Source organism: Streptomyces liliiviolaceus, assembly GCF_018070025.1.
Lineage (GTDB): Bacteria > Actinomycetota > Actinomycetes > Streptomycetales > Streptomycetaceae > Streptomyces > Streptomyces liliiviolaceus.
The window spans coordinates 7071383-7092417 of sequence record NZ_JAGPYQ010000001.1; the positions used below are offsets into that span (position 1 = coordinate 7071383).

Sequence of the window (21035 nt, forward strand, 5' to 3'; positions counted from 1 at the left end):
GCGGCGGGCGCGGAACGCGGGCCGCTTGTGCACGCCGTACCGCAGACACGTTCACCCTGGACGCGGGTCACATGGCCTGGACCGGATGACGGACGACCGCGTCGAAGAGATAGCCCTGGGTGTTGTGGACGGTGGTCTCCGGCTGCGTGCGGCCCGTGGTGTCGGTCGCACGGGCCAGGAGCGTGTACGTCCCCGGGGCCGCCGGACGCCAGTCGGCGGACCAGCGGACCCAGTCGGCGCGGCGCGGGGCGTCGTGCAGCCGGGCGCGCCGCCAGCTCGAACCGCCGTCGGTGCTCACCTCGACACGTGCCACGGCGCCCGCGCCCGACCAGGAGCGGCCGGTGAGACGGTGTTCGGCGGCGGCCTCCAGGCTTGCGTTCCACGGGAGTTCGAAGGCGGACTTCAGCGTCTGGCGGGTGAGCGGGGCGCTGCCTCCCGCCGGGTACGCGTCGCCGAACAGCCGGTAGAAGTCCGTGTTCCACGGGGAGTACAGCGGCTGGGCGGAGACCTCGATGTCACCGACCCACTTGATCGACGCGATCCCGATCCAGGACGGCACGAGGACCCGTACGGGACCGCCGTGGTCCGGCGGGAGCGGCTCGCCGTTCATCTCGTACGCGAGCAGCACGTCGTCCAGGGCCTTCGACAGGGGCAGCGGGCGGCGGACGCGGCCGAGGTTCGTGCCGTCCGCCGTGACGTAGTCGGCGTCCAGGCCGCGGGGCATGACGTCCACGGCGCCGCGGCTCAGCCCGGCGCGGCGCAGCACCTCGGCGAGCCGTACCCCGCGCCAGCGGGCCACGCCGACCGCGCCCAGCGTCCACGCCGTGCCGGACACGGTCTGGCCCTGCTGTGTCGTGAAGAAGCTGCGGCCGTTGCCCGCGCACTCCACGAACGCGCTGCGGGTGGTGGCGGGCAGGCGCTTGAGGTCGTCGAGCGTGAACTCGGCGGACCCGCCGCCCACGAGGCCGTCCCCCCGGACGGTGACACTCCAGGCGTTCGCGTCCAGGACAGGGGTGGCGGTGTGGTTGCGGACGAAGAAGCGGTCCGTGGGGGTGTGGTGGCCGGTGCCCGCCAGTGCCTCGAACCTGGTCTCCGCGTTCGTACCGCGGGCGGTGAACCAGGCGTCGGGAAGGGGTTTGACTATCCCGGGGACCGCGGCGGCCGTCGCGCGGTCGGTGGTCGCGGTGGCTGTTCGGGGCGCTGTTCCGGTGGCGGTCGCGGAAGCGGCCAGGGCCGGTGCGGCGAAACCGGTGGTGGCGGCGGTGGCTGTGCCGGCCAGTCCGGCGGCGGCCAGCAGACGCAGCATGTCGCGCCGCTCGATGCCGTCGGCCCGGGCTTCGCCCGTGAGCCACTGACGGAGTCTGCGACGGTCGTAGACGGACTCGTCGCTGTACGTACTGGTACGGGACATGGGTGGGCTCCTGCCTGTCGGAGGTTCACGGGCACGGGTGGGGCGGGGGTGGGGTGGTCGCGGGCCGGCGGGTGCGGCGGGGCGCGCCGGGCCTACAGACCTGCGGGTGAGAGTGGGCCGCAGGGAGAGGAGTGCGGCCGGGAGCGCGCGTACGGGCTCGGTGAGGATCAACAACAGCCGTGCGGCGTACGCACGCTGAACCGCGGGGCAGGGCGGCGCCGGCTGAGGATCATGGGCGCCATGGTACGAGGCCGCGCGCCGGCTCGCCGGTGAATCGCGGGAGTCGTGCGCGCTCGGGAGTCGTACGCGCTCAGACGTCGGTCGGCGAGCCCAGGCCGGTGAGGGCGCCGACCGGATCCAGGTCGGGGGTGCCGCGGGGCCACCAGTCGTCATGGCCCGGTTCCGACTCGTACGCGTACCAGAGGCCGTCGTGGCCCAGGCGGAGCTGTATGTGGCCGTGGGGGTGGGTGAGGTGGTTGTGCCAGGGCCGGAAGGCGGGGAAGTCGGCCGCGAGGAGGAGGGGGCGGGCCCGGTCGAAACGGCCCGCCGGAGGGTCCCAGGCCTCTTCCAGGACGGCGAGCCCTTCGAGCCCGCCCTGACGCCACGCGGCGACCGCGCGGGCCAGGTCTCCCGGGGTGCGCCGCGCGGCGGTGGCCAGGTCCGCGTAGAGGGCGCGGGTGGTGGCGGTGAGGCCGGAACCCGGGCGGGTGGCGGCGAGCCGGACGGCGTCCTGCCAGAGTGTCAGTTCGGCGAGGGGGTCGCGGCCGGTGGTGAGCAGGGCGTGCGCGCGTGCGGCCGCGTCCGTGGCCAACTGGTCCAGCGCGAACGGGTCGGGCCCGCCGGGCGAGGCCGGGTAGGCCGGGGGCTGTTCGGGATGCGCGGGCGGCGGCAGCGGGGCGGGCAGGGCCGCCAGAACGCGGCGCTCGACCGCCTCGCGGGCCGGGACCCCGGAAAGCGCCGGTTCCTCGGCGGCGCGGGCCGAGCGGGCGGCCAGGGTGGCGTTGCGGCGGGACAGTTCGTCCAGCAGTTCGCGCTCGCCCCGGCCGCGCAGCAGGAGGAGGACGAACGGGTCTTCGTCCAGCAGTCGCGCGGTCTGGTAGCAGAGGGCGGCCGCGTGCTTGCAGGGGTGGCCGGAGTCGGGGCAGCTGCAGCGCGGGACGAGGTCGCCGGGGCCGGGGAGCAGTTGCACCCCGCAGTCGGCGAGTGCCTGGGGCAGCTCCTTGTCGAGCAACGCGGCGATGTGGGCCGGGCGTTCGGCGGCGGTGTCGAGGAAACGCTCCCAGTCGTCGTCCGAGAGCGTACGCATCCGGATCTGGACGCGGTACGGCCGCGGACGGCTCCCGTGCACGTAGGCGAGCACGAGCCCCGGCGTGACCGTGACGGCGTCGACGTGCCCCTCCCCCGCGTACGCCTTCCCCCGCCCGAGCCGGGCCGCGTCGAGCGCCATCTCCTCCAGCGCGGTGACCCACGCGTTCCCCCACCACGTCTCGGCGAATCCGCCGCCCTCAGGCCGCGCCCGCGCCGGTGGCGGGAACGTACGCCGCAGCTCACCGTCCCGGGCGGGAGCGGCCATGGAACGACCGGCCGCCGGGGCGCTGCGCTGTGCGGGGGCCGGGGTTTCGCCGGGGGTGGGCTCAGCATGGGGATGGGAGTGGGGGTGGGCATGGGGATGGGAGTGGGGGTGGGCATGGGAATGGGCGGCTTCGGAGGCGGGGGGTTCGGTGTCGGCACCGGTGCCGGCCACGGCATCTGCGTCGGCGTGCGTGCGCGCGGAGCCCGGCCCGGTGTCGGACTCGTCCGCCCGCTCCTCCCTCTCCAGCCGGGACGACAGATCGAGGCTGTTGCCCAGCATCTCGGCCAGTTCCCGGACATGGGCCGCCGCCTCGCGGCTGGGACCGGTGGGACGGGTCGGACGTGAGCCGGGAGCGATGGCCGCGGCGCCCCCGCGCCGCTTCCGGGACGCCCCGACTCCCTTGTCCTGCGCGGCCGTTCGCTCCCGCTCGGCCTGAACGCGCGCGGCACGCAACGCCTCCCGGGCCACGTCGCCGGGACGCGAGGTCTCGGAGGCGGCGTCGGGCCGGTCGGCCGCGGGCGGCGCGGAGGCCTCGTCGGGTGGCCCCGCCACCGTCACGTCAGGGACCCTCGTGGATGCCCCCGCCTCCGTAGCGTCTGAGCCCCGCGCGGGCGCCCCCGTCGCCGTCGCGTCGGAAGCCGGGCGCGAGCCACGCGCATCCGGCTGTACGCCGCCCTCGGAGCCCGGTGCTCCTCCCCCGCCGTCGGTCCCGTCCGCGCTGTCACCGCTGTGACGGCCCACGGCTCGGCGGAGTGCCGCGCGGGCGGCGTCGCCCGGGCGGGGCCCGGCTGCCGCGGTCCCCTCGGGGGCCCGGCGCCGCGGCTCCACAGCTGCCGAGGGTGTTATCGAGGCCGGACCAGTACCCGGCGGCGCCTGTGGAGCCGTGGAGGACTCCCCCGAACCCGAACCCGAACCCGAACCCGAGTCCGCGTTCGCCTCGGCCCGGCGAGCTTCCCGCAGGGCCCGTCGGGCCGCGTCGGCAGGACGCGTCCCCTCGGCCGCCGGGCGGGAGCCGTGCGCCGAGGACGCCACGTCGTCGTGGTCGTGGACGTCGGCGTCGAAGTCGGCTTGAGGCGTCCCGTCGCCGTCCGTACCCGGCTGTTCCGTCGGAGACATCATGTGGACCTCCGCAGTGACACCAGATCGGACAGGTCGCGATCGGTCAGTTCCGTCAGGGATGCCTCGCCGGAGCCGAGGATCGCGTCCGCCAGGGCCCGCTTGGAGGCGAGCATGTCGGCGATACGGTCCTCGACGGTGCCCTCGGTGATGAGGCGGTGCACCTGGACGGGCTGGGTCTGGCCGATGCGGTAGGCGCGGTCGGTGGCCTGTTCCTCGACGGCAGGGTTCCACCAGCGGTCGAAGTGGATGACATGCCCCGCGCGCGTGAGGTTGAGACCGGTACCGGCCGCCTTCAGCGACAGGATCAGGATCGGCGTCGCCCCGCTCTGGAACCGGTCCACCATGTGTTCGCGCTCCGGCACCGGCGTACCGCCGTGGAGCAGTTCGACGGGGACCGCGCGCGCCGTGAGGTGGTTCGTGATCAGCCGGGCCATTCCCACGTACTGGGTGAAGACGAGGGCCGAGCCGTCCTCGGCGAGCAGCGTGTCCAACAGCTCGTCGAGCAGGGCCAGTTTGCCGGAGCGGGCGGCCTGGCGAGCGGCTCCCGAGCCGCTGGGCAGGCCGTCCGGCTCCTCCTTCAGATACAGCCCCGGGTGGTCGCAGATCTGCTTGAGCGCGGTGAGGAGCTTCAGGACGAGGCCTCGTCTGGCGATGCCCTGGGTGGTCTCGATGGCGAGCATCGACTCGCGGACCACGGCCTCGTACAGGGAGGCCTGTTCGCGGCTGAGGGGGACGGGGTGGTCCGTCTCCGTCTTGGGCGGCAGTTCGGGGACGATGCCCGGGTCGGACTTCTTGCGCCGCAGGAGGAAGGGCCGGATCAGCCGGGCGAGGCGGGCCACGGCCTCCTCGTCCTCGCCGTTCTCCACGGCGCGCGCGTGCCGGGCGCGGAAGGACTTCAGCGGGCCGAGGAGTCCCGGGGTCGTCCAGTCGAGCAGGGCCCACAGCTCGGAGAGGTTGTTCTCCACCGGTGTGCCGCTCAGGGCGACCCTGGCCGGTGCGGAGATCGTCCGCAGGGCCTTGGCCGTCGCCGAGTACGGGTTCTTGACGTGCTGGGCCTCGTCCGCGACGACCATGCCCCAGGTCTGCTCGGCGAGCCTCGGCGCCGTCGAGCGCATCGTCCCGTAGGTGGTCAGGACGAAGCCTCCGGCCAGGTCCGCCAGGGAGCGGTCCGGTCCGTGGAAGCGGCGCACGGGCACGCCGGGGGCGAACCGTTCGATCTCCCGCTGCCAGTTGCCGAGCAGCGAGGCGGGGCAGATCACGAGGGTCGGCTCGGTGCGCGCCCGCTTCAGATGGAGGGCGATGACGGTGATGGTCTTGCCGAGTCCCATGTCGTCGGCGAGGCAGCCGCCGAGGCCGAGCGAGGTCATGAGGTCGAGCCAGGCCAGCCCGCGCAGTTGGTAGTCGCGGAGGGTCGCCTTCAGCCCGGGAGGCGGTTCGGCGGGCCGCAGTCCGGCGGTGAGGCGGTCGCGCAGCGCGGCGAGCGCTCCGACGGGCACCGCCTCGACGCTCTCCCCGTCGACCTCCACGCTGCCGCTGAGCGCCGCGGAGAGGGCGTCCACCGGGTCGAGCAGGCCCAGTTCGCGCTTGCGGGCCTTGCGGACCAGGGCCGGGTCGACGAGCACCCACTGGTCCCGCAGCCGGACGACGGGGCGGTGCGCCTCAGCGAGGGCGTCCATCTCCGCCTCGCTGAGCGGGTCGCCGCCCAGGGCCAGCTGCCAGCGGAACTGGAGCAGTTCCTCGCTCTCGAAGAAACCCGTCCCGTCCGTGGCCGAGCCCGGCGCGGGGCGGACGACCGCGGCCGCGCTCAGGTCCTGGGCGAGGTCGCGCGGCCAGTGCACGGCGACCCCGGCCGCGCCGAGGCGGGTGGCCGCCACGCCGAGCAGGTCCGACAGCTCGTCCTCGGACAGGGCCAGTACGTCCGGCACGTCCTGTCCGGACAGCCGGTCCAGGGGCGGCCAGACGCGGGCCGCGCGGCGCACCGCCAGGGCCGCGTCGACCCGGGCGCGCGGGCCGAACGTGGCGTCCGCGGTGCCCGCCCACAGGGCCGCCGCGTCGACGACGAGGGTGGGGTCGGCGAGGCTGTGCACCTGGACGACGGCCGCGCCCGCCCGCCGCGCGTCCTCGCTGTCGTCGAAGAGCTCGTACGCGGACAGGTCGAGGCGCAGGGAGATGCGCACCCCGGCGTCCATGCCGGCGGCGACCTCCGCCGCCCAGTCCTGGGCGCCGGGCAGCCGCTGGGCCCCGCTCGCCGCGAAGGGCCTGCCCGCCGCGTAGGGAGCGGCCGGGGTGCGGGGCAGGGCGTCGGCGACCGCGTCCAGGAAGGCGCGTGTCAGCGCTTCCGGCTCGGGCAGCCTGAGCGGGCCGCCGCCCGGCAGCGGGACGGCGTGTCCCTCGTACGGGAGGGCCGCGGCGATCGCCCTGAGGTGGGCGATGTCGTCCGGGTCCAGCGGGCCCGCACGCCATGCGTCGAACCCGTCGGGTGTCAGACCGGGCAGCAGTCTGCCGCGCGCGACGAGCCGCAGCGCGTGCAGGGCGGCGGCCCCCCAGCAGGCCGTGGCGGGATGGGCGGCGGGGTCGCGCCTGGCGCGCACCAGGAGCGGCAGGGCCTCGGTGACCGGCAGGGTCAGGGCGGGGACCGTGTGCCGTCGTGTCCCCGTACCGTGCCGTCGTACGACCGTGAGCTCGGTGTCCGGTGTGGGGAGCGGGAGGTCGCCGTCCGGGTCCCAGAAGGCCATCCGTCCGCCGCGGGGCAGCGCGGCGGGCAGGAACACCGCGGCCAGCCGGAGGGGCACCTCGGCCTTCGGTCCGGCGCCGGGGCCGGCCTCGGCACGCGGCTCCGCCGTGCTCGTCCCCTCACCCGTCCCCGTGCTCGTACGCGTCCCCGCACCCATGCTCCCGGCCACCTCCCTCGCCTGCTCCCGTCCCGGTCGGATCGATCGTCTTCGACTCTACGGGCCGGGTCTGACAACGCGGCCCGTCGGCCGGAAGGGGCGGGGGGTGAGACGTGGTCGGGGCGTGGTCAGGGTGTCGTTCTGGAGACCACGTAGACCATGGGATGGCCGGGCTTCGCCCAGTCCACGACGATGTGGTGGGAGGGCGTCGGGTTCTTCCGCGCGTGGTTCAGGCCCGACCAGGGGCCGGGGCCGGTGAACTCCCAGCCGACGACACGCCGGTCGCGTGCGCTGATGACGATGTCGTCCTTCTCCAGCGCGTCGAGGCTGGTCCCGATGGTCTTGAGGAACTTCTCCAGGCCCTCGTCGCTGGTGAGGAACTGGACGTAGAGACGGCTGGTCTTCCAGTTGTTCGTCTCGTAGTACGCGACCTCGGCCGAGTAGCCCGGGATGGGCACCTGGTACAGGCGGCGCTGGACCCGGGAGGGCCAGCCCGGGGTGAGCCCGGTCGCCGAGTACTTCGCCTCCTTGTCCTTGCCGCTGTCACGGCTCTGGTTGGCGGAGATCACCAGATAGCCGGCCGGGACACCGATGAGCAGCACGATGATCAGCAGGGTCAGGGCGCGGCGGCGGATCCGGTGGCCCGGCTGCTCGGGCGGGCGCGGCGGCTCGTCCGGAGGTGAGGCCTGGCGCGGCAGCGAGGCCGTCATCACAGCGTCTCCTGCGCCTCGCGGCGCGACTCGGCGTACCGCTCGTAGCGCTCGTACCGTTCGACGCGGCGGCGGTTGGCGCGCCGGAAGCGGCGGGCCACCAGGCGGGCCAGGTCCGCGGCGCCGACCATGCCGGCCTCGGGGCCGAGCTGGGCGCGGGCGATCCGGGCCTCGGGGCGGTAGCCGCGGCCGGTCAGATGGCGGCGGAAAGCGTCGCGCGCGGGGCCGATCAGCAGGTCGTCGGCCGCGCTGACGCCGCCGCCGATCACGAAGCAGGAGGGGTCGAGGGCGGCCGCGAGGTTCGCGATGCCGACGCCCAGCCACTGGCCGATGTCCTGGAGCAGTTCGATGCACATCGCGTCGCCCTCGCGGGCCAGCTCGGTGATCATCGGGCCGGTGATCTCGGCGATGTTGCCCTTGACGTGCTCGATGATGCCGTAGGCCACCGGAGAGTCGGCGGCGGCGAGTTCGCGGGCCTCGCGGACCAGGGCGTTGCCGGAACTGTACTGCTCCCAGCAGCCGCGGTTGCCGCACGGGCAGCGGTGGCCGCCGGGGACGACCTGCATATGGCCGAACTCGCCCGCCACACCGAACTTGCCGCGCTTGACCTGCCCGTCCTCCAGGATGGCGCCGCCGATGCCGGTGCCGAGGGTGATCATGACGAGGTGGTCCTCACCGCGGCCCGCGCCGAAGCGCCACTCCGCCCAGGCGGCGGCGTTCGCGTCGTTGTCCACCAGGACGGGGACGGCGAGGCGGCCCGCGAGGCGGTCCCGCAGGGGTTCGTTGCGCCACGAGAGGTGGGGTGCGAACAGGACCCGGTTGCGCTCCGCGTCGACCCAGCCGGCCGCGCCGATGCCGACCGCGTGCACGTCGTGGCGGTCGGAGAGGTCCAGGACCAGTTCCAGGATGGTGTCCTCGACGACCTTGGGACTCTTGGACTTGTCGGGGGTCTCGGTGCGGACCTTCTCCAGGATGTTGCCGTCCGCGTCCACGACGCCCGCCATCACCTTCGTGCCGCCGATGTCGATGCCGACGGTGGGGACGCGCGGTGCCGTCAGGTGGGAACGGCGCTCGCGCGTGCCCACGGTGCGCAGGGCGGTGGCACGGCGGGAGCCGATGGGGGCGCCCGCGGCTCTGGCGGAGCCGAGCGCCCTGGGCAGGGCGAGGTCGCGGTAGGTGCTCATCGCGCCGATTCTGCCCCACGTGGGGGTTTGGCCGCACGGCGGCGTCCCTCGCGGTGCTTCGGGGCGCCCCGGGCAGCCCGGGCCGTCCGTCGTCCGCAGGCTCGTCGTGGCTGGTCGCGCAGTTCCCCGCGCCCCTGAAAGAAGCCGTGGCCGGGCGAGCCCACGCGGCGGCCGCACACCGGCACAGCCCCCGCGCCCCTGAAAGCCGTGGCTGGGCGCGGCCACACGGCGGAGCCGCGCATCGGCACGGCCCCGCCCCCTACGGGGCACTGCCCTCCAGTTCGTGGCGGAGGTCGTCCAGTTCCGTGCCGCCCGCCATCTGGCGGGTCAGTTCGTCCAGGGTGATTTCTTCTCGGGTGTGGTTGCCGACCATCGTGCCGCGCTTGAGGAGGACGAAGCGGTTGCCGACGAGGTACGCGTGGTGGGGGTTGTGGGTGATCAGAACAACACCCAGGCCGGCGTCACGTGCGGCGGCCACATATTTGAGGACCACACCGGACTGTTTGACGCCCAGTGCCGCGGTGGGCTCGTCGAGGACGAGGACCTTCGCGCCGAAGTGGACGGCCCGGGCGATCGCCACGCACTGGCGCTCGCCGCCCGAGAGGGTGCCGATGGGCTGGTCGACGTCGCGCAGGTCGATGCCCATGCGCAGGAGTTCCGCGTGGGTCGTACGGCGCATGAAATCGACGTCCAGGCGCTTGAAGGGGCCGGATCCCCTGCGCGGCTCGGAGCCGAGGAAGAAGTTGCGCCAGACCGGCATCAGAGGGACGACCGCGAGGTCCTGGTAGACCGTGGCGATACCGCGGTCCAGGGCCTCCCGCGGGGACGCCGGACGGGCGTCCTCGCCCTCGATGCGGAAGGTGCCCGCGTCATGCTGGTGGAGCCCGGCGATGATCTTGATCAGGGTCGACTTGCCGGCGCCGTTGTCGCCGAGGACGCAGGTGATCTCCCCCGCGTGGACCTCCAGCGAGACGCCCTCCAGGGCGCGGATGTTGCCGTAGTACTTACTGACGTCGTCGAGCTCGACCAGGGGCGTGCGCCCGGCGGACGTCGTCGTGGCGGGCTGTGTCATGCCGTGGCCTCCGCGCGCTTGCGGACCCAGGCGTTCAGCAGGGTCGCGAGGAGCAGCATCGCTCCCAGGAAGAACTTGAACCAGTCGGGATTCCACTCGGCGAACACGATGCCCTTGTCGGTCATGCCGAAGATCAGCGCGCCGACCGCCGAGCCGATGGCGGAGCCGTACCCGCCGGTGATCAGGCAGCCGCCGATGACGGCCGCGATGATGTACGTCAGCTCCTTGCCGACGCCCTCTCCCGACTGCACGGCGTCGAACGAGAACAGCAGGTGCTGTCCGGCGATCCAGGCGGCGAAGGACACCCCCATGTAGAGGCCGATTTTGGTCGCGGCGACGGGCACGCCCACCGCGCGGGCCGCTTCCTTTCCGCCACCGACGGCGAAGATCCAGTTGCCGACGCGGGTGCGCAGCAGGATCCAGGAGGCGAGGGCCACCAGGCCGATCCACCACAGGATGGTGACCTTGAAGTCGACTCCGCCGACGGTCAGGACCGACGCGAAGAGGACCTTGGCGGAGGCGAAGCCCTCCATGTCGGCGATCGTCTTGGTCGAGACGGTGCCGCTGATCAGCTTGGTGAAGCCGAGGTTCATCCCGGTCAGCATGAGGAAGGTGCCGAGCGTGATGATGAAGCTGGGCAGCTCGGTGCGGGTGAGCATGAAGCCGTTGAAGAAGCCGATCGCGAGGGTGACCAGGAGCGAGACCCCGACGCCCACCCAGACGTTCGCGGTCATCTGGTAGCTGAACATCGACGAGATCAGCGCGGACGACGTCACCATGACGCCGGCGGACAGGTCGAACTCGCCGCCGATCATCAGCAGGGCGACGGGCACCGCCATGATGCCGATCGTGGAGGCCGCGTACAGCACGGTGGCCAGCCCCGCGGCCCGTACGAAACCGTCCGCGATCAGCGCGAAGAACAGGAAGACGGCGAGCGCGCCGACCACCGAGCCCAGCTCGGGCCGGCCGAGCAGCCTGCGCAGCGGCGAGGTCCGCAGCAGCCGGTCGTCCGCGGTGGAGCCCGTGGGGGGCGTGGGAGACACGGGAGGCGTGGGGATCGTCGCGGTCATCGGGTGCCCCGGTCCGCGTAGCTCTCCAGCTCTGCGGCCTGGTCCTTGGTGATGATCTGCGGGCCGGTGAGGACGGGCCGCCCGCCGCCGAGCGTGTCGGCGTTGTACCGGTAGAGCCAGAGCAGGTCCACGGCCTCGTAGCCCTGGAGGTAGGGCTGCTGGTCGACGGCGAAGCCGAGGGTGCCGTCCTTGAGCGAGGCGGCGACCTTGGCGTTGAGGTCGAAGGTGTCGATCTCGGCCTTGCTGCCCGCGTCCTCCTTGGCCTTGACCGCGGTGGCCGCGTAGGGCGCGCCGAGGGTGACGACGGCGTCGACCGAGGAGTCGGCCTGGAGCTTGGCTCCGATGGAGGACTGGACGGCCGACATGTCGGTGCCCTCCACGTAGATGTTCCGTACGGTGCCGTCGAAGGTCTTCCTCACGCCCGCGCAGCGCTGCTCGTGGCCGACATTGCCCTGTTCGTGGAGGACGCAGAGGGCCGTTTTCCGGCCACGCTCGTTCAGCTCCTCCCCGACGGCCTCGCCGGCGATCGTCTCGTCCTGGCCGACGTGGGTGAGCGCGCCGAACTCCTTGGACTTCTCGGATCCCGAGTTCACGGTGATCACGGGGATGCCGGCCTTCACGGCGCGCGCGACCGCGCTCTTCATGGCGTCGGGCTTGGCGAGGGTGACGACGATGCCGTCGACGCCCTTGTCCACGGCGGCGTCCACGAGCTGCGCCTGCTGCTGTCCCTCGTCGTCGTGGGAGTACAGGAACTTGATGTTGTCCTTGTCGGCGGCCTGCTGGGCGCCGTTCTGGACGATGTCCCAGAAGGTGTCGCCGTCACCCGAGTGGGTGATCATCGCGACGGTCCAGCGGGGGGTGCTCACCGCGCCCCCGCCCTGGGCCGACGCCGCTTTGCGGGCGTCCTCGGCGCGCTTGCCGCCGGTGCTGCTGCACCCGGCCAGGGATGCGCCCAGCGCCCCTGCCACCGCGATGCTGACCCAGGTCCGAAACCGTGCCACGAGGCCGTGCCCTTCTTGATGTCCGATACATGAAACAACCAAGTATCGGATACGGAGGGAAGGATTCCGGACAGCGGGGCCGTCGACACCGCCACGCGGGCCGCGCGGGAGTGCGTGGAGTCGTACCAGCTCAGGGGCGCACGTGGGTTCAGGGCGGGTCAGGGGCGTACGAGCAGCTGGAACTCGAAGGAGTAGCGCGAGGCGCGGTAGGTGTGGGAGCCGAACTCGACGGCGCGGCCCGTGTCGTCGAAGGTGGTGCGCTGCATGGTGAGCAGCGGGGCGCCGGCGGCCTCGTCTAGGCGCCCGGCCTCCACGGCGGTGGCGGCCCGGGCACCGACGGACTGGCGGGCGCTGTGCAGCGTGATGCCCGCGACGCGCATCAGCCGGTACAGACCGGTGGCCTCCAGCTGCGCGCTGTCGAGGTCGAGGAGGCCGGGCGGCAGGTGGTTGCAGAGGTACGCCATCGGGTCGCCGTGGGCGAGCCGCAGCCGCTCCACCCGGTGCACGTCGCTGCCCTCCGCCACCGACAGGGCCGCCGCCACCTCAGCCGTCGCCGGGACGACGGTGTTGACGAGGACGCGGGTCGCGGGCCGCTGGCCGGCCGCCTCCAGGTCGTCGTAGAGGCTGCTGAGTTCCAGGGGGCGCTTGACCTGGCTGTGGACGACCTGGGTGCCGACACCCCGACGGCGTACGAGGAGGCCCTTGTCCACCAGGGACTGGATGGCCTGGCGGACCGTGGGCCGGGACAGACCGAGGCGTCCGGCGAGCTCGATCTCGTTGCCCAGCAGGCTGCCCGGGGTCAGGGCACCGCGCTCGATCGCCGCTTCGAGTTGCTGGGCCAGCTGGAAGTACAGCGGGACCGGGCTGTTCCGGTCGACGCTGAGCTGGAGCGGCGTGGTCGGGTCCACATCTGGTTTGGGCACGGGCCCGAGCGTAGCTCCGGTGCATGTTGACGGGAAGTTCTGAGGTTCGATTGTCCGGACAAAGAGTTGACAGGGTGTAGGGTTCGCCCTCAACTTTGTCGCATGCGCATCGGACTCATCGGGACGGGTCGTATCGGTACATTTCATGCGACCGCCCTCAGCCGCCACCGCGAGGTGGGCGGCTCCCTCATCGTCACGGACGCGGATCCCGCACGAGCACGCCGGCTCGCGGACCGCTTAGGTGCCACCGCGGCACCCGGCGTGGACGAGATCTTCACCTGGGGGGTGGACGCCGTGGTCATCACCGCGGCCACCTCGGCACACGGCGAACTGATCGGTCGGGCAGCCCGCGCCGGACTGCCCGTGTTCTGCGAGAAGCCCATCGCCCTCGACCTGACGGGTACGCTCACGGCCATCGCGGAGGTGGAGGCCGCCGGAACGATCCTGCAGATGGGTTTCCAGCGGCGCTTCGACTCGGGGTACGCGGCCGCGCGGGAGGTGGTGCGGTCGGGGCAGCTCGGCCGGCTGCACACCGTGCGCGCGATGACCTCCGACCAGTCGCCGCCGCCGGTCGAGCATCTGCCGCTCTCCGGCGGGCTGTACCGGGACACGCTCGTGCACGACTTCGACATGCTGCGGTGGGTCACCGGGCGTGAGATCACCGAGGTCTACGCGATGGGGTCGGACGCCGGGCCGTCGATGTTCCGCGAGGCGGGTGACATCGACACGGCGGCGGCCGTCCTCACGCTGGACGACGGGACGCTCGCGACGGCCACGGCGACGCGGCTGAACGGGGCGGGGTACGACGTCCGCATGGAGCTGGCCGGGGAGCTGGACCAGATCGGGGTCGGGCTCGACGACCGTACGCCGATCGCCTCCACGGAGCCGGCGGGGCCGCCGGCGGCCACCAAGCCGTGGACGGGGTTCCTTGAGCGGTTCGGGCCCGCGTACGAGGCGGAGCTGCACGCGTTCGTGGAGGTCGTGCGGGGGGAGCGGGCTAATCCGTGCGACGGGCGTGAGGCGTTGCATGCGTTGCGGGTTGCGGAGGCGTGCGAGTTGTCTCGGCGGGGGCGCCGGTCTGTTCCGCTGTCGGAGATTCCGGGCGGCCGGGACTGACGGATTGACTGGCCGTCGGCTGCAGGTCCCCTCCCCGGGGGGGGTGCGTGGTCGGCTGCGGCGCCGTCGTGGCTGGTCGCGCAGTTCCCCGCGCCCCTGAAAAGCGGGGCTGCGCCCCAGCTTTTAGCCTTTGGGGGGCGCGAGGAACTACGCGGCCGATCCCCACCGGCCCGGTCTTTTAAGGGGCACGGGGAACTGCGCGATCAGCCCCCACCGGGCCGCGGACGACGAACCGGCCGGCGCACCTCAGGGGCGCGGGGAACTGCGCGGCCAGCCCCCGCCGGGACGCACGTCGTGGCGGGACGCGTCAGTGAGGGTCGTCGTCCTCCAAGAGGCCCGCGTCGTACGTCAGCAGCGCGATCTGGACGCGGTTGTTGAGGTCCAGCTTCGCGAGGATCCGGGAGACGTGGGTCTTGACCGTGGCCACGCTCATGAACAGCCCCGCCGCGATCTCCGCGTTGGAACGCCCCCGCCCCACCGCCACGGCGACCTCACGTTCACGGTCGTTGAGCACGGCGACCCGCGTACGCGCACCAGTACGCCGCCTGTCGGGCCCCGCCCCCGCCGCCTGTTCCATCAACTGCCGTGTCACGGCGGGCGACAGCACGGGGTCACCCGCCGCGACCCGGCGCACCGCGTGCAGGATCTCCGCGGGCGGAGTGTCCTTGAGGACGAAGCCGGCCGCACCCGCCCGCAGCGCCCGCAGCACCTGTTCGTCCGCGTGGAAGGTGGTGAGGACGATGACCTGGGGAGCCTCCTCGCGACCCCGGAGCCGTTCCGTGGCGACGAGCCCGTCCACCGTCGGCATCCTGATGTCCATGAGGACGACATCGGGGCGCGTACGGTCGACGAGCGCCTCGACCTCGCTGCCGTCGGCGCCCTCCCCCACGATCTCCAGGTCGTCGGCGCCGCCCAGCATGAAGGAGAGGCCGGCTCTGACCAGCGGGTCGTCGTCGACGAGGAGGAGACGGATCGGATTCATGCGCCCACCGTAGTGATCCGTCATCCCCAGGGCAGCCACGCGTGCACCAGGAAGCCGCCGTCCCCTTCGGGGCCGTGTTCCAGGTGCCCGCCCGCGAGTACGGCCCGCTCGGTGAGACCGATGAGCCCCTGCCCGGAGCCCGGGACATGAGGAACGTCGCCGGGCGGCGGCGGATTGCGTACGGAGACGGTGAGACCGGTGCCCGGGGCGCCGGCCACGGTGATCGTGACCTCCGCGCCCGGGGCGTGCTTACGGGCGTTGGTCAGGCACTCCTGGGCGATCCGGTACGTGGTGCGGCCCACCGAGGCGGGGACGGCCGCCGCGTCGGCGACCCGGTTGTCGAGCGTGACCTTCATGTCGGCGTCACGGCTCTCGGAGACCAGCCCCTCCAGTGCGCCGAACGTCGGCTGCGGCCGCCCGGACTCGTCGGCGTCGTCCCCGGAGGCCCGGAGCACCCCGATGATCTCGCGCAGGTCCTGCAGGGCCTCGTGCGCGCTCTCACGGATCACACCGGAGGCCCGCGCGACCTCCGCCCGGGGGGCGTCCGGCCGGATCTCCAGCGCTCCGGCGTGCACGCTGAGCAGGGTCAGCCGATGGGCGAGGACGTCGTGCATCTCGCGCGCGATCGCCTCCCGGGCCAGCCGCTGGGCCTGCTCGGCGCGCAGCGCCGCCTCGGTCTCGGCCCGCCGCGCCCGGTCGCGCAGACTCAGCATCAGCTGCCGCTTGGAGCGCGCGAGCATGCCCCAGCCGACCACCGCGCCGGTCAGCAGCACGCCGAGACCGACGACCACCAGGTACGGAAGCTCGGAGTCGGGACGCCACCAGGAGAAGAAGGGGAGCAGCAGGAGCTGCGCGCCGCCCGTCCAGGCGACGTACTTGAAGGGGCGGTGCACGGCGAGCGTGAACAGGGCGACCAGTCCCGCGCCGCCCGCGGTGTTGGAGATGAAGCAGACCGGCACCATCGCGACGGCGAGGCCGACCGGCCAGCGCCGCCTGAGCCAGACGGCCGCGCAGGCGACCGCGCCGAGCAACTGGTCGACGACCTCCAGGGCGTACGGGATGTTCGGGTCGCCGTCCGCCTGGTCCGCGCCGAGCAGGCCCACCCCGACGGCGATCAGGAAGCAGGCGAAGTCGACGGCCCAGTCCCGCGCGGTGCGCCGGGGGCGGCCCTTGCGGTCGGTGTTCTCCGGGTCCAGCTCCGAGGTGACGGCCGACGGCAGAAACCACCGGCGCACCGGAGGGTTCGGGGGCTTCGGCAGCGGCGCGATATCACTCACAATCGGCAATCTACGCATCGATGCCCGCCGGTGCCGCCCCGGTCGCCCGGTCCGCTACCAAAGTCGGGGACACGTCAGACTTTCGGCGCGCTCCCCCGTACCGTTCCGGGACTTCCGCCGTGCGCGGCGCGACCCGTGGCCGATGCGTCCGCCGGGTCCGCGGGGCGAGCATCCTCGTATGAAGCAGGTTCTGGAGTTCCTCGGTGTGCTCGCCCTCCTGCAGGGCGGGGTCGGCCTGATCCACGAGTTCACCGGCCGGCTGCGCGGCTGGGGCCTCGTACAGCGGCTCGACTTCCTCGACGGCCGTGAGATCTACGGGAGTGTCGCGCTGCTCGTGCTGTCGTTCGCGCTGTTCGCGGCGGCCGAGAGCCAGAAGTCCGGCTGAGGGGGTCCCGTCCCCCGGGGGGGTGTTGGCAGCGGGTCACTGCATGGGGGCTGCGCCCCTCGCCCCGTATCGCGCTGCGCGCTCGTCCTCAAACGCCGGACGGGCTGAAAGGCAGCCGACGGGCCGAGATACCCGGGGGCGCGGGGAACTGCGCGGTCCTTCGGGCCAGCCCCCGTGGACGGCTCCCTATCCGCCAAGCTCCTGGTGGCGGGCAGCCAACCCCGTCGCCCCCTCCTCCGTCAGCGCCCCGAACAGCCGCAGGCGCGAGATCCCGCCGTCCGGGTAGATGTCCACGCGCGCGTGCGTGCCGACGGCCGGGGCGGGGAGGACGAAGCGGTGGTTCGTGTCGGGCTGGAGGCGGGTCCGGGGCAGGGCCTCCCGCCAGTCCCCGTCCGCGCCGTCGCGGACCGAGACGGACGCCCAGCCCGCCGAGTTGCCCTTCAGATAGGCCGTGTCGATCTCGATCGCCCGGATCTCGGACCGTGCGACGAGCTGGTAGCGGATCCAGTCGTGGCCCCGGTCGCGCCGCCGCCGCGTCTCCCAGCCGTCGTCCATCTTGTGGGAACGGCCCGGCTGGATGGTGTTGGTGGGCGACGAGTAGAAGCGGTTGGAGGCGTCCTCGACGTGGCCGCCGTTCTCCAGGGCGACCACGTCGAAGCTGCCGAGGGCGGAAAGCCACCGCGGGTCAGGTACGACCTCGCCGTACACGCGGAGGCGCGCGATGCCGCCGTCCGGGTGCTGGTTGACGCGGAGGTGCGTGATGAGCTGTCCGGCGTCGACGGCGAACCCGTTGGCCGCGTGGCCGCCGACCTCCGTACGGGGTACGAGAGTTGTCCACTTGACGTCGGCCGCGAGGAGGTCCTCGGGGGACGGCGAGCCGGGTACCGAGGTCCCTTCGACGGACACCGCCTGCGGGTAGTTGCCGCGGAAGTGGGCGGTGTCGACGACGATCCCGTGCACGACTCCAGGGGCGCCGAGGCGTACCAGCGCCCAGTCGTGGTCGTCGGCCGTGGGCCACGGATGCTCGGCGGAGGCACCGCGCCTGCGGCGGGTCTCCCAGCCGTCCATGACCTTGCCCTTGTGTCCGAAGTGCTCGGGGTCGAACTCGGCCGGCCGGGGCAGCAGCAGGTTCTCGCGGTGGGCGAAGAACTCGTCGTTGGCGGCGACGACCGCGGCGCCGAGCTGCCGGTCCGCGAGGTTGGCGTACCGGGTGAAGGGGAAGTCGGCGGTGCGGTGGTCCGCGTACGGGTCACCGCCTCCGTAGGGCTTCGCGTCGCCGGTGAAACGAGCCGGAGAGGGCTGCTGCTCGGTCACGTGATCAGGTCTTCCTTTCGGGGTCGGCCGCCGCTCGGTGCGGGGCGGTTGGTGGACTTCGGTGGGTGACTACCTCCGGCGGGCCAGGAGTTGACCGGTCGGGTCGGCGAACTCGCCGTCGGATTGCACGCGTTCGCCGCGCAGCCAGGTGGAGCGCACCACGCCGTACAGGGTCCGGCCCGCGTACGCGGTGACACGGTTGCGGTGCTGGAGCGCCGCCGGGTCGACGGTGAACGTCTCGTCGGGCGCGAGGACCGCGAAGTCGGCGTCGCGGCCCGCCTCGATGGCACCCTTGCGGTCGTCGAGGCCGACCAGTTCCGCCGTGCCCGAGGACATCCAGCGGACCACGTCCTCCAGGGTGTGCCCGCGCCTGCGGGCCTCCGTCCAGACGGCCGCCAGGCTGAGCTGGAGGCCGGAGATGCCGCCCCACGCGGTCGCGAAGTCGTCGGTCTTCAGGTCGGCCGTGGACGGCGAGTGGTCGGTGACCACGCAGTCGATCGTGCCGTCGGCCAGCGCCTGCCACAGGAGGTCCTGGTTGGCGGCCTCGCGGATGGGCGGACAGCACTTGAACTCGCTGGCCCCGTCCGGGACTTCCTCGGCGGTGAGCGTCAGATAGTGCGGACAGGTCTCCGCCGTGACCCGTACGCCCTCGCGCTTGGCGGCGGCTATCAGCGGGAGCGCGTCGCTGGACGACAGGTGCAGGACGTGGACGCGCGCGTCGAGGCGCCCGGCCTGGGCGATGAGGTTCGCGATGGCGGTGTCCTCGGCGTCGCGCGGTCGCGAGGCCAGGAAGTCGGCGTACTTGCGACCGCTCCGCTGCGGGGCCGCGGCCAGGTGGTGGGGGTCCTCGGCGTGGACGATCAGCAGTCCGCCGAATCCGGCGATCTCCGCGAGGGACTGGGCGAGTTGGTCCTGGTCCAGCTCGGGGAACTCGTCGACCCCGGAGGGCGACAGGAACGCCTTGAAACCGAAGACGCCCGCGTCGTGCAGCGGCCGCAGATCCTTGACGTTGTCGGGCAGGGCGCCGCCCCAGAACCCGATGTCGATATGCGCCTTGGTGCGGGCGACGTCCTTCTTCGTACGGAGGTGGTCGACCGTCGTGGTCGGCGGAAGGGAGTTGAGGGGCATGTCGACCAGGGTCGTGATGCCGCCCGCCGCCGCGGCGCGCGTGGCGGTCCAGAAGCCCTCCCACTTAGTGCGGCCCGGATCGTTGACGTGGACGTGGGTGTCGACGAGCCCGGGCAGCAGGACGTCGTCGCCGAAGTCCTCCAGCCTGGCCCCGGCGGGCACCTCGGCGTCGTGCGCGAGCACGGCCGTGATCCTTCCCGCGGAGACGGCGACCGAGGCCGCGCGCGTCCCTTCCGGAGTGATGACGCGCGTCGAGCGCAGGACCAGTTCGACCAAGCCGTCGTCGGACACCGGGACCCCTTTCCATACCGGACTCCATACCGGACGTCTCCTGCAGCCGTTAACTTCCGCGTAACAGAATTCAACGTTCTGTTGAAGGAGTCTTCACTCCGCACCCCATGCCGTCAAGGGCCGGCTTCGCCCCCGCCCCGCACACGGCAGCCACTGGACGTTTCCACACAGCGGAAATACACTTCCACCCAGCAGAACTTAATCACACGCAGCCGTGCAGTCAACCAACTGCCGGGTAGGCTTCCCACCTGCCTGCCCGTCTGAAAGGACCGCGCCCGTGCCGACGTCCAGCGCCAGCGACGCCTCCGCCGAGGTCGCCACCAAGCCGGCTGCCGCCGGCGGTGGCGTCCAGTCCCTAGAGCGCGCCTTCGACCTGCTGGAGCGGATGGCGGACGCGGGCGGCGAGGTCGGACTGAGCGAGCTGTCCGCGAGCAGCGGGCTGCCGCTGCCCACCATCCACCGCCTGATGCGCACGCTCGTGGTCTGCGGTTATGTACGTCAGCAGACCAATCGGCGCTATGCGCTCGGCCCGCGCCTGATCCGGCTCGGCGAGTCGGCGTCCCGGCTGCTCGGCACCTGGGCCCGCCCCTATCTGGCCCGCCTGGTCGAGGAGACCGGCGAGACGGCGAACATGGCACTGCTCGACGGCGACGAGATCGTGTACGTGGCCCAGGTGCCGTCGAAGCACTCGATGCGGATGTTCACCGAGGTGGGCCGCCGGGTGCTGCCGCACTCCACCGGCGTCGGCAAGGCCCTGCTGGCCCACGTCCCGGCCGACGAGGTGCGCGCGCTGCTGTCCCGTACGGGCATGCCCGCCGCGACGGACAAGACCATCACGACACCGGACGGATTCCTGAGCGCGCTCGAAGAGGTGCGCCGCGCCGGTTACGCGGTGGACGACAACGAGCAGGAGATCGGGGTCCGCTGTCTCGCGGTCTCCGTGCCCAACTCCCCCACGGCCGCGGCGATTTCGATCTCCGGACCGGCCGGCCGTGTCACGGAGACGGCCACCGAACGGATCGTGCCCGTGCTGCAGCAGGTCGCGGTGGAGCTGTCGGAGGCACTGGCGAACTCGGGCCCCGCGGCCTGAGAGATCACCTGGACCCGGCGACGCGGGCGGACCCCACGACGCGAGCCCGACCAGCCTGCCCGACCAGCCCGCCCCGCGCGGGAGTCACCGGCGCGGCGGCCCCCCGAAGAGCTCGACCGCGCTGCGTACCGCGGCGAGCCCGGTGGCCAGCGCGCTGACCGAGCCGATGGAACCGGCGACCAGCAGGAGCGAGCGGCGCAGGCGCGGGATCTCGGGGAGACCGCTGACGGCCATCGCGGCGAGCGCCGCGAGTTCGTCCTCCGCGATGCCCCGGTCGGGGAACTCGGCCGGGAGCGCGGCGAGTTCGCGGCGCAGCCTGGACACGGCGGCCCGCAGCTCCGCCACTCTCGGATCATCGTCGCTGCCGGCCACTGACCTCTGCCCCAAGCTCCGCAACACAGCTCTCCCCCTGGCACGCCGCCCGCCGCCCGGCGCACGGCCTGTTCTCTCCCGCCCGACCGCCCCGAGGCGTTGGTCGGGCGCCGGGGACGCGGGCAA

Annotated in this window: 17 protein-coding genes; 3 read left to right on the plus strand and 14 right to left on the minus strand. The window is 72.9% G+C overall.

Features of this window, described 5'->3' with window-relative positions; translation table 11 throughout:
* Window positions 1-67: 67 nt before the first annotated feature.
* From J8N05_RS30250 to J8N05_RS30290, 9 genes are all read right to left on the minus strand, one after another.
* On the minus strand, window positions 68-1411 hold the full coding sequence (locus tag J8N05_RS30250) for a sulfite oxidase (protein WP_210888532.1): 1344 nt from the start codon (window positions 1409-1411) through the stop codon (window positions 68-70).
* Window positions 1412-1721: 310 nt separating this feature from the next.
* On the minus strand, window positions 1722-4103 hold the full coding sequence (locus J8N05_RS30255; RefSeq protein WP_247706558.1) for an SWIM zinc finger family protein: 2382 nt from the start codon (window positions 4101-4103) through the stop codon (window positions 1722-1724).
* Entirely contained in the window at window positions 4100-6994 is a 2895-nt protein-coding gene (locus J8N05_RS30260) for a DEAD/DEAH box helicase (RefSeq protein WP_210888535.1), read from the minus strand. The genes J8N05_RS30255 and J8N05_RS30260 overlap by 4 nt, the downstream gene beginning before the upstream one ends.
* Before the next feature lie 128 nt (window positions 6995-7122).
* Window positions 7123-7704 carry a sugar kinase gene (locus J8N05_RS30265; RefSeq protein WP_210888537.1) on the minus strand — a complete coding sequence of 194 codons (582 nt, stop codon included), beginning with the start codon at window positions 7702-7704 and terminating at the stop codon, window positions 7123-7125.
* Entirely contained in the window at window positions 7704-8888 is a 1185-nt protein-coding gene (locus J8N05_RS30270; protein ID WP_210888539.1) for an ROK family glucokinase, read from the minus strand. Before J8N05_RS30270 ends, J8N05_RS30265 begins: the two co-directional genes overlap by 1 nt.
* Window positions 8889-9147: 259 nt before the next feature.
* Window positions 9148-9960: an ATP-binding cassette domain-containing protein gene (locus tag J8N05_RS30275; RefSeq protein WP_210888541.1), complete on the minus strand. Its 813-nt coding sequence runs from the start codon at window positions 9958-9960 to the stop codon at window positions 9148-9150.
* Entirely contained in the window at window positions 9957-11030 is a 1074-nt protein-coding gene (locus J8N05_RS30280; protein WP_210888544.1) for an ABC transporter permease, read from the minus strand. Before J8N05_RS30280 ends, J8N05_RS30275 begins: the two co-directional genes overlap by 4 nt.
* The gene (locus J8N05_RS30285) at window positions 11027-12031 is read right to left on the minus strand and encodes a sugar ABC transporter substrate-binding protein (protein ID WP_210888546.1); all 1005 of its coding nucleotides are present in this window, start codon (window positions 12029-12031) and stop codon (window positions 11027-11029) included. The genes J8N05_RS30280 and J8N05_RS30285 overlap by 4 nt, the downstream gene beginning before the upstream one ends.
* 158 nt (window positions 12032-12189) lie before the next feature.
* A complete protein-coding gene (locus J8N05_RS30290) occupies window positions 12190-12939 on the minus strand; it encodes a GntR family transcriptional regulator (protein WP_210890495.1) in 750 nt (249 codons plus the stop codon).
* Between the two features lie 117 nt (window positions 12940-13056).
* Here J8N05_RS30290 and J8N05_RS30295 point away from each other — a divergent pair, with 117 nt between their 5' ends.
* Window positions 13057-14070: a Gfo/Idh/MocA family protein gene (locus tag J8N05_RS30295; RefSeq protein ID WP_210888547.1), complete on the plus strand. Its 1014-nt coding sequence runs from the start codon at window positions 13057-13059 to the stop codon at window positions 14068-14070.
* A gap of 307 nt (window positions 14071-14377) precedes the next feature.
* Here the strand turns inward: J8N05_RS30295 and J8N05_RS30300 are convergent, their stop codons facing one another.
* Window positions 14378-15052, minus strand: coding sequence for a response regulator transcription factor (locus J8N05_RS30300; protein ID WP_210888549.1), 675 nt, complete (start codon window positions 15050-15052; stop codon window positions 14378-14380).
* Window positions 15053-15072: 20 nt separating this feature from the next.
* The gene (locus J8N05_RS30305; RefSeq protein WP_247706559.1) at window positions 15073-16329 is read right to left on the minus strand and encodes a sensor histidine kinase; all 1257 of its coding nucleotides are present in this window, start codon (window positions 16327-16329) and stop codon (window positions 15073-15075) included.
* A 178-nt stretch (window positions 16330-16507) separates the two neighbouring features.
* Between J8N05_RS30305 and J8N05_RS30310 the strand changes: the two genes are divergently transcribed.
* Window positions 16508-16714 (plus strand): hypothetical protein, encoded by a 207-nt coding sequence (locus J8N05_RS30310; protein WP_210888554.1) that lies wholly within the window; start codon window positions 16508-16510, stop codon window positions 16712-16714.
* A 186-nt stretch (window positions 16715-16900) separates the two neighbouring features.
* On the opposite strand, the gene alc is transcribed toward J8N05_RS30310, so the two are convergent.
* Window positions 16901-18028, minus strand: coding sequence for an allantoicase (alc, locus tag J8N05_RS30315; RefSeq protein WP_210888556.1), 1128 nt, complete (start codon window positions 18026-18028; stop codon window positions 16901-16903).
* Between the two features lie 69 nt (window positions 18029-18097).
* A complete protein-coding gene (gene allB / locus J8N05_RS30320) occupies window positions 18098-19447 on the minus strand; it encodes an allantoinase AllB (RefSeq protein ID WP_210888559.1) in 1350 nt (449 codons plus the stop codon).
* 277 nt (window positions 19448-19724) lie between these two features.
* Between allB and J8N05_RS30325 the strand changes: the two genes are divergently transcribed.
* Window positions 19725-20537 (plus strand): IclR family transcriptional regulator, encoded by an 813-nt coding sequence (locus J8N05_RS30325; RefSeq protein ID WP_107016713.1) that lies wholly within the window; start codon window positions 19725-19727, stop codon window positions 20535-20537.
* A gap of 84 nt (window positions 20538-20621) precedes the next feature.
* On the opposite strand, the gene J8N05_RS30330 is transcribed toward J8N05_RS30325, so the two are convergent.
* Window positions 20622-20936, minus strand: coding sequence for a DUF5955 family protein (locus J8N05_RS30330; RefSeq protein WP_210888562.1), 315 nt, complete (start codon window positions 20934-20936; stop codon window positions 20622-20624).
* Window positions 20937-21035 lie beyond the last annotated feature (99 nt).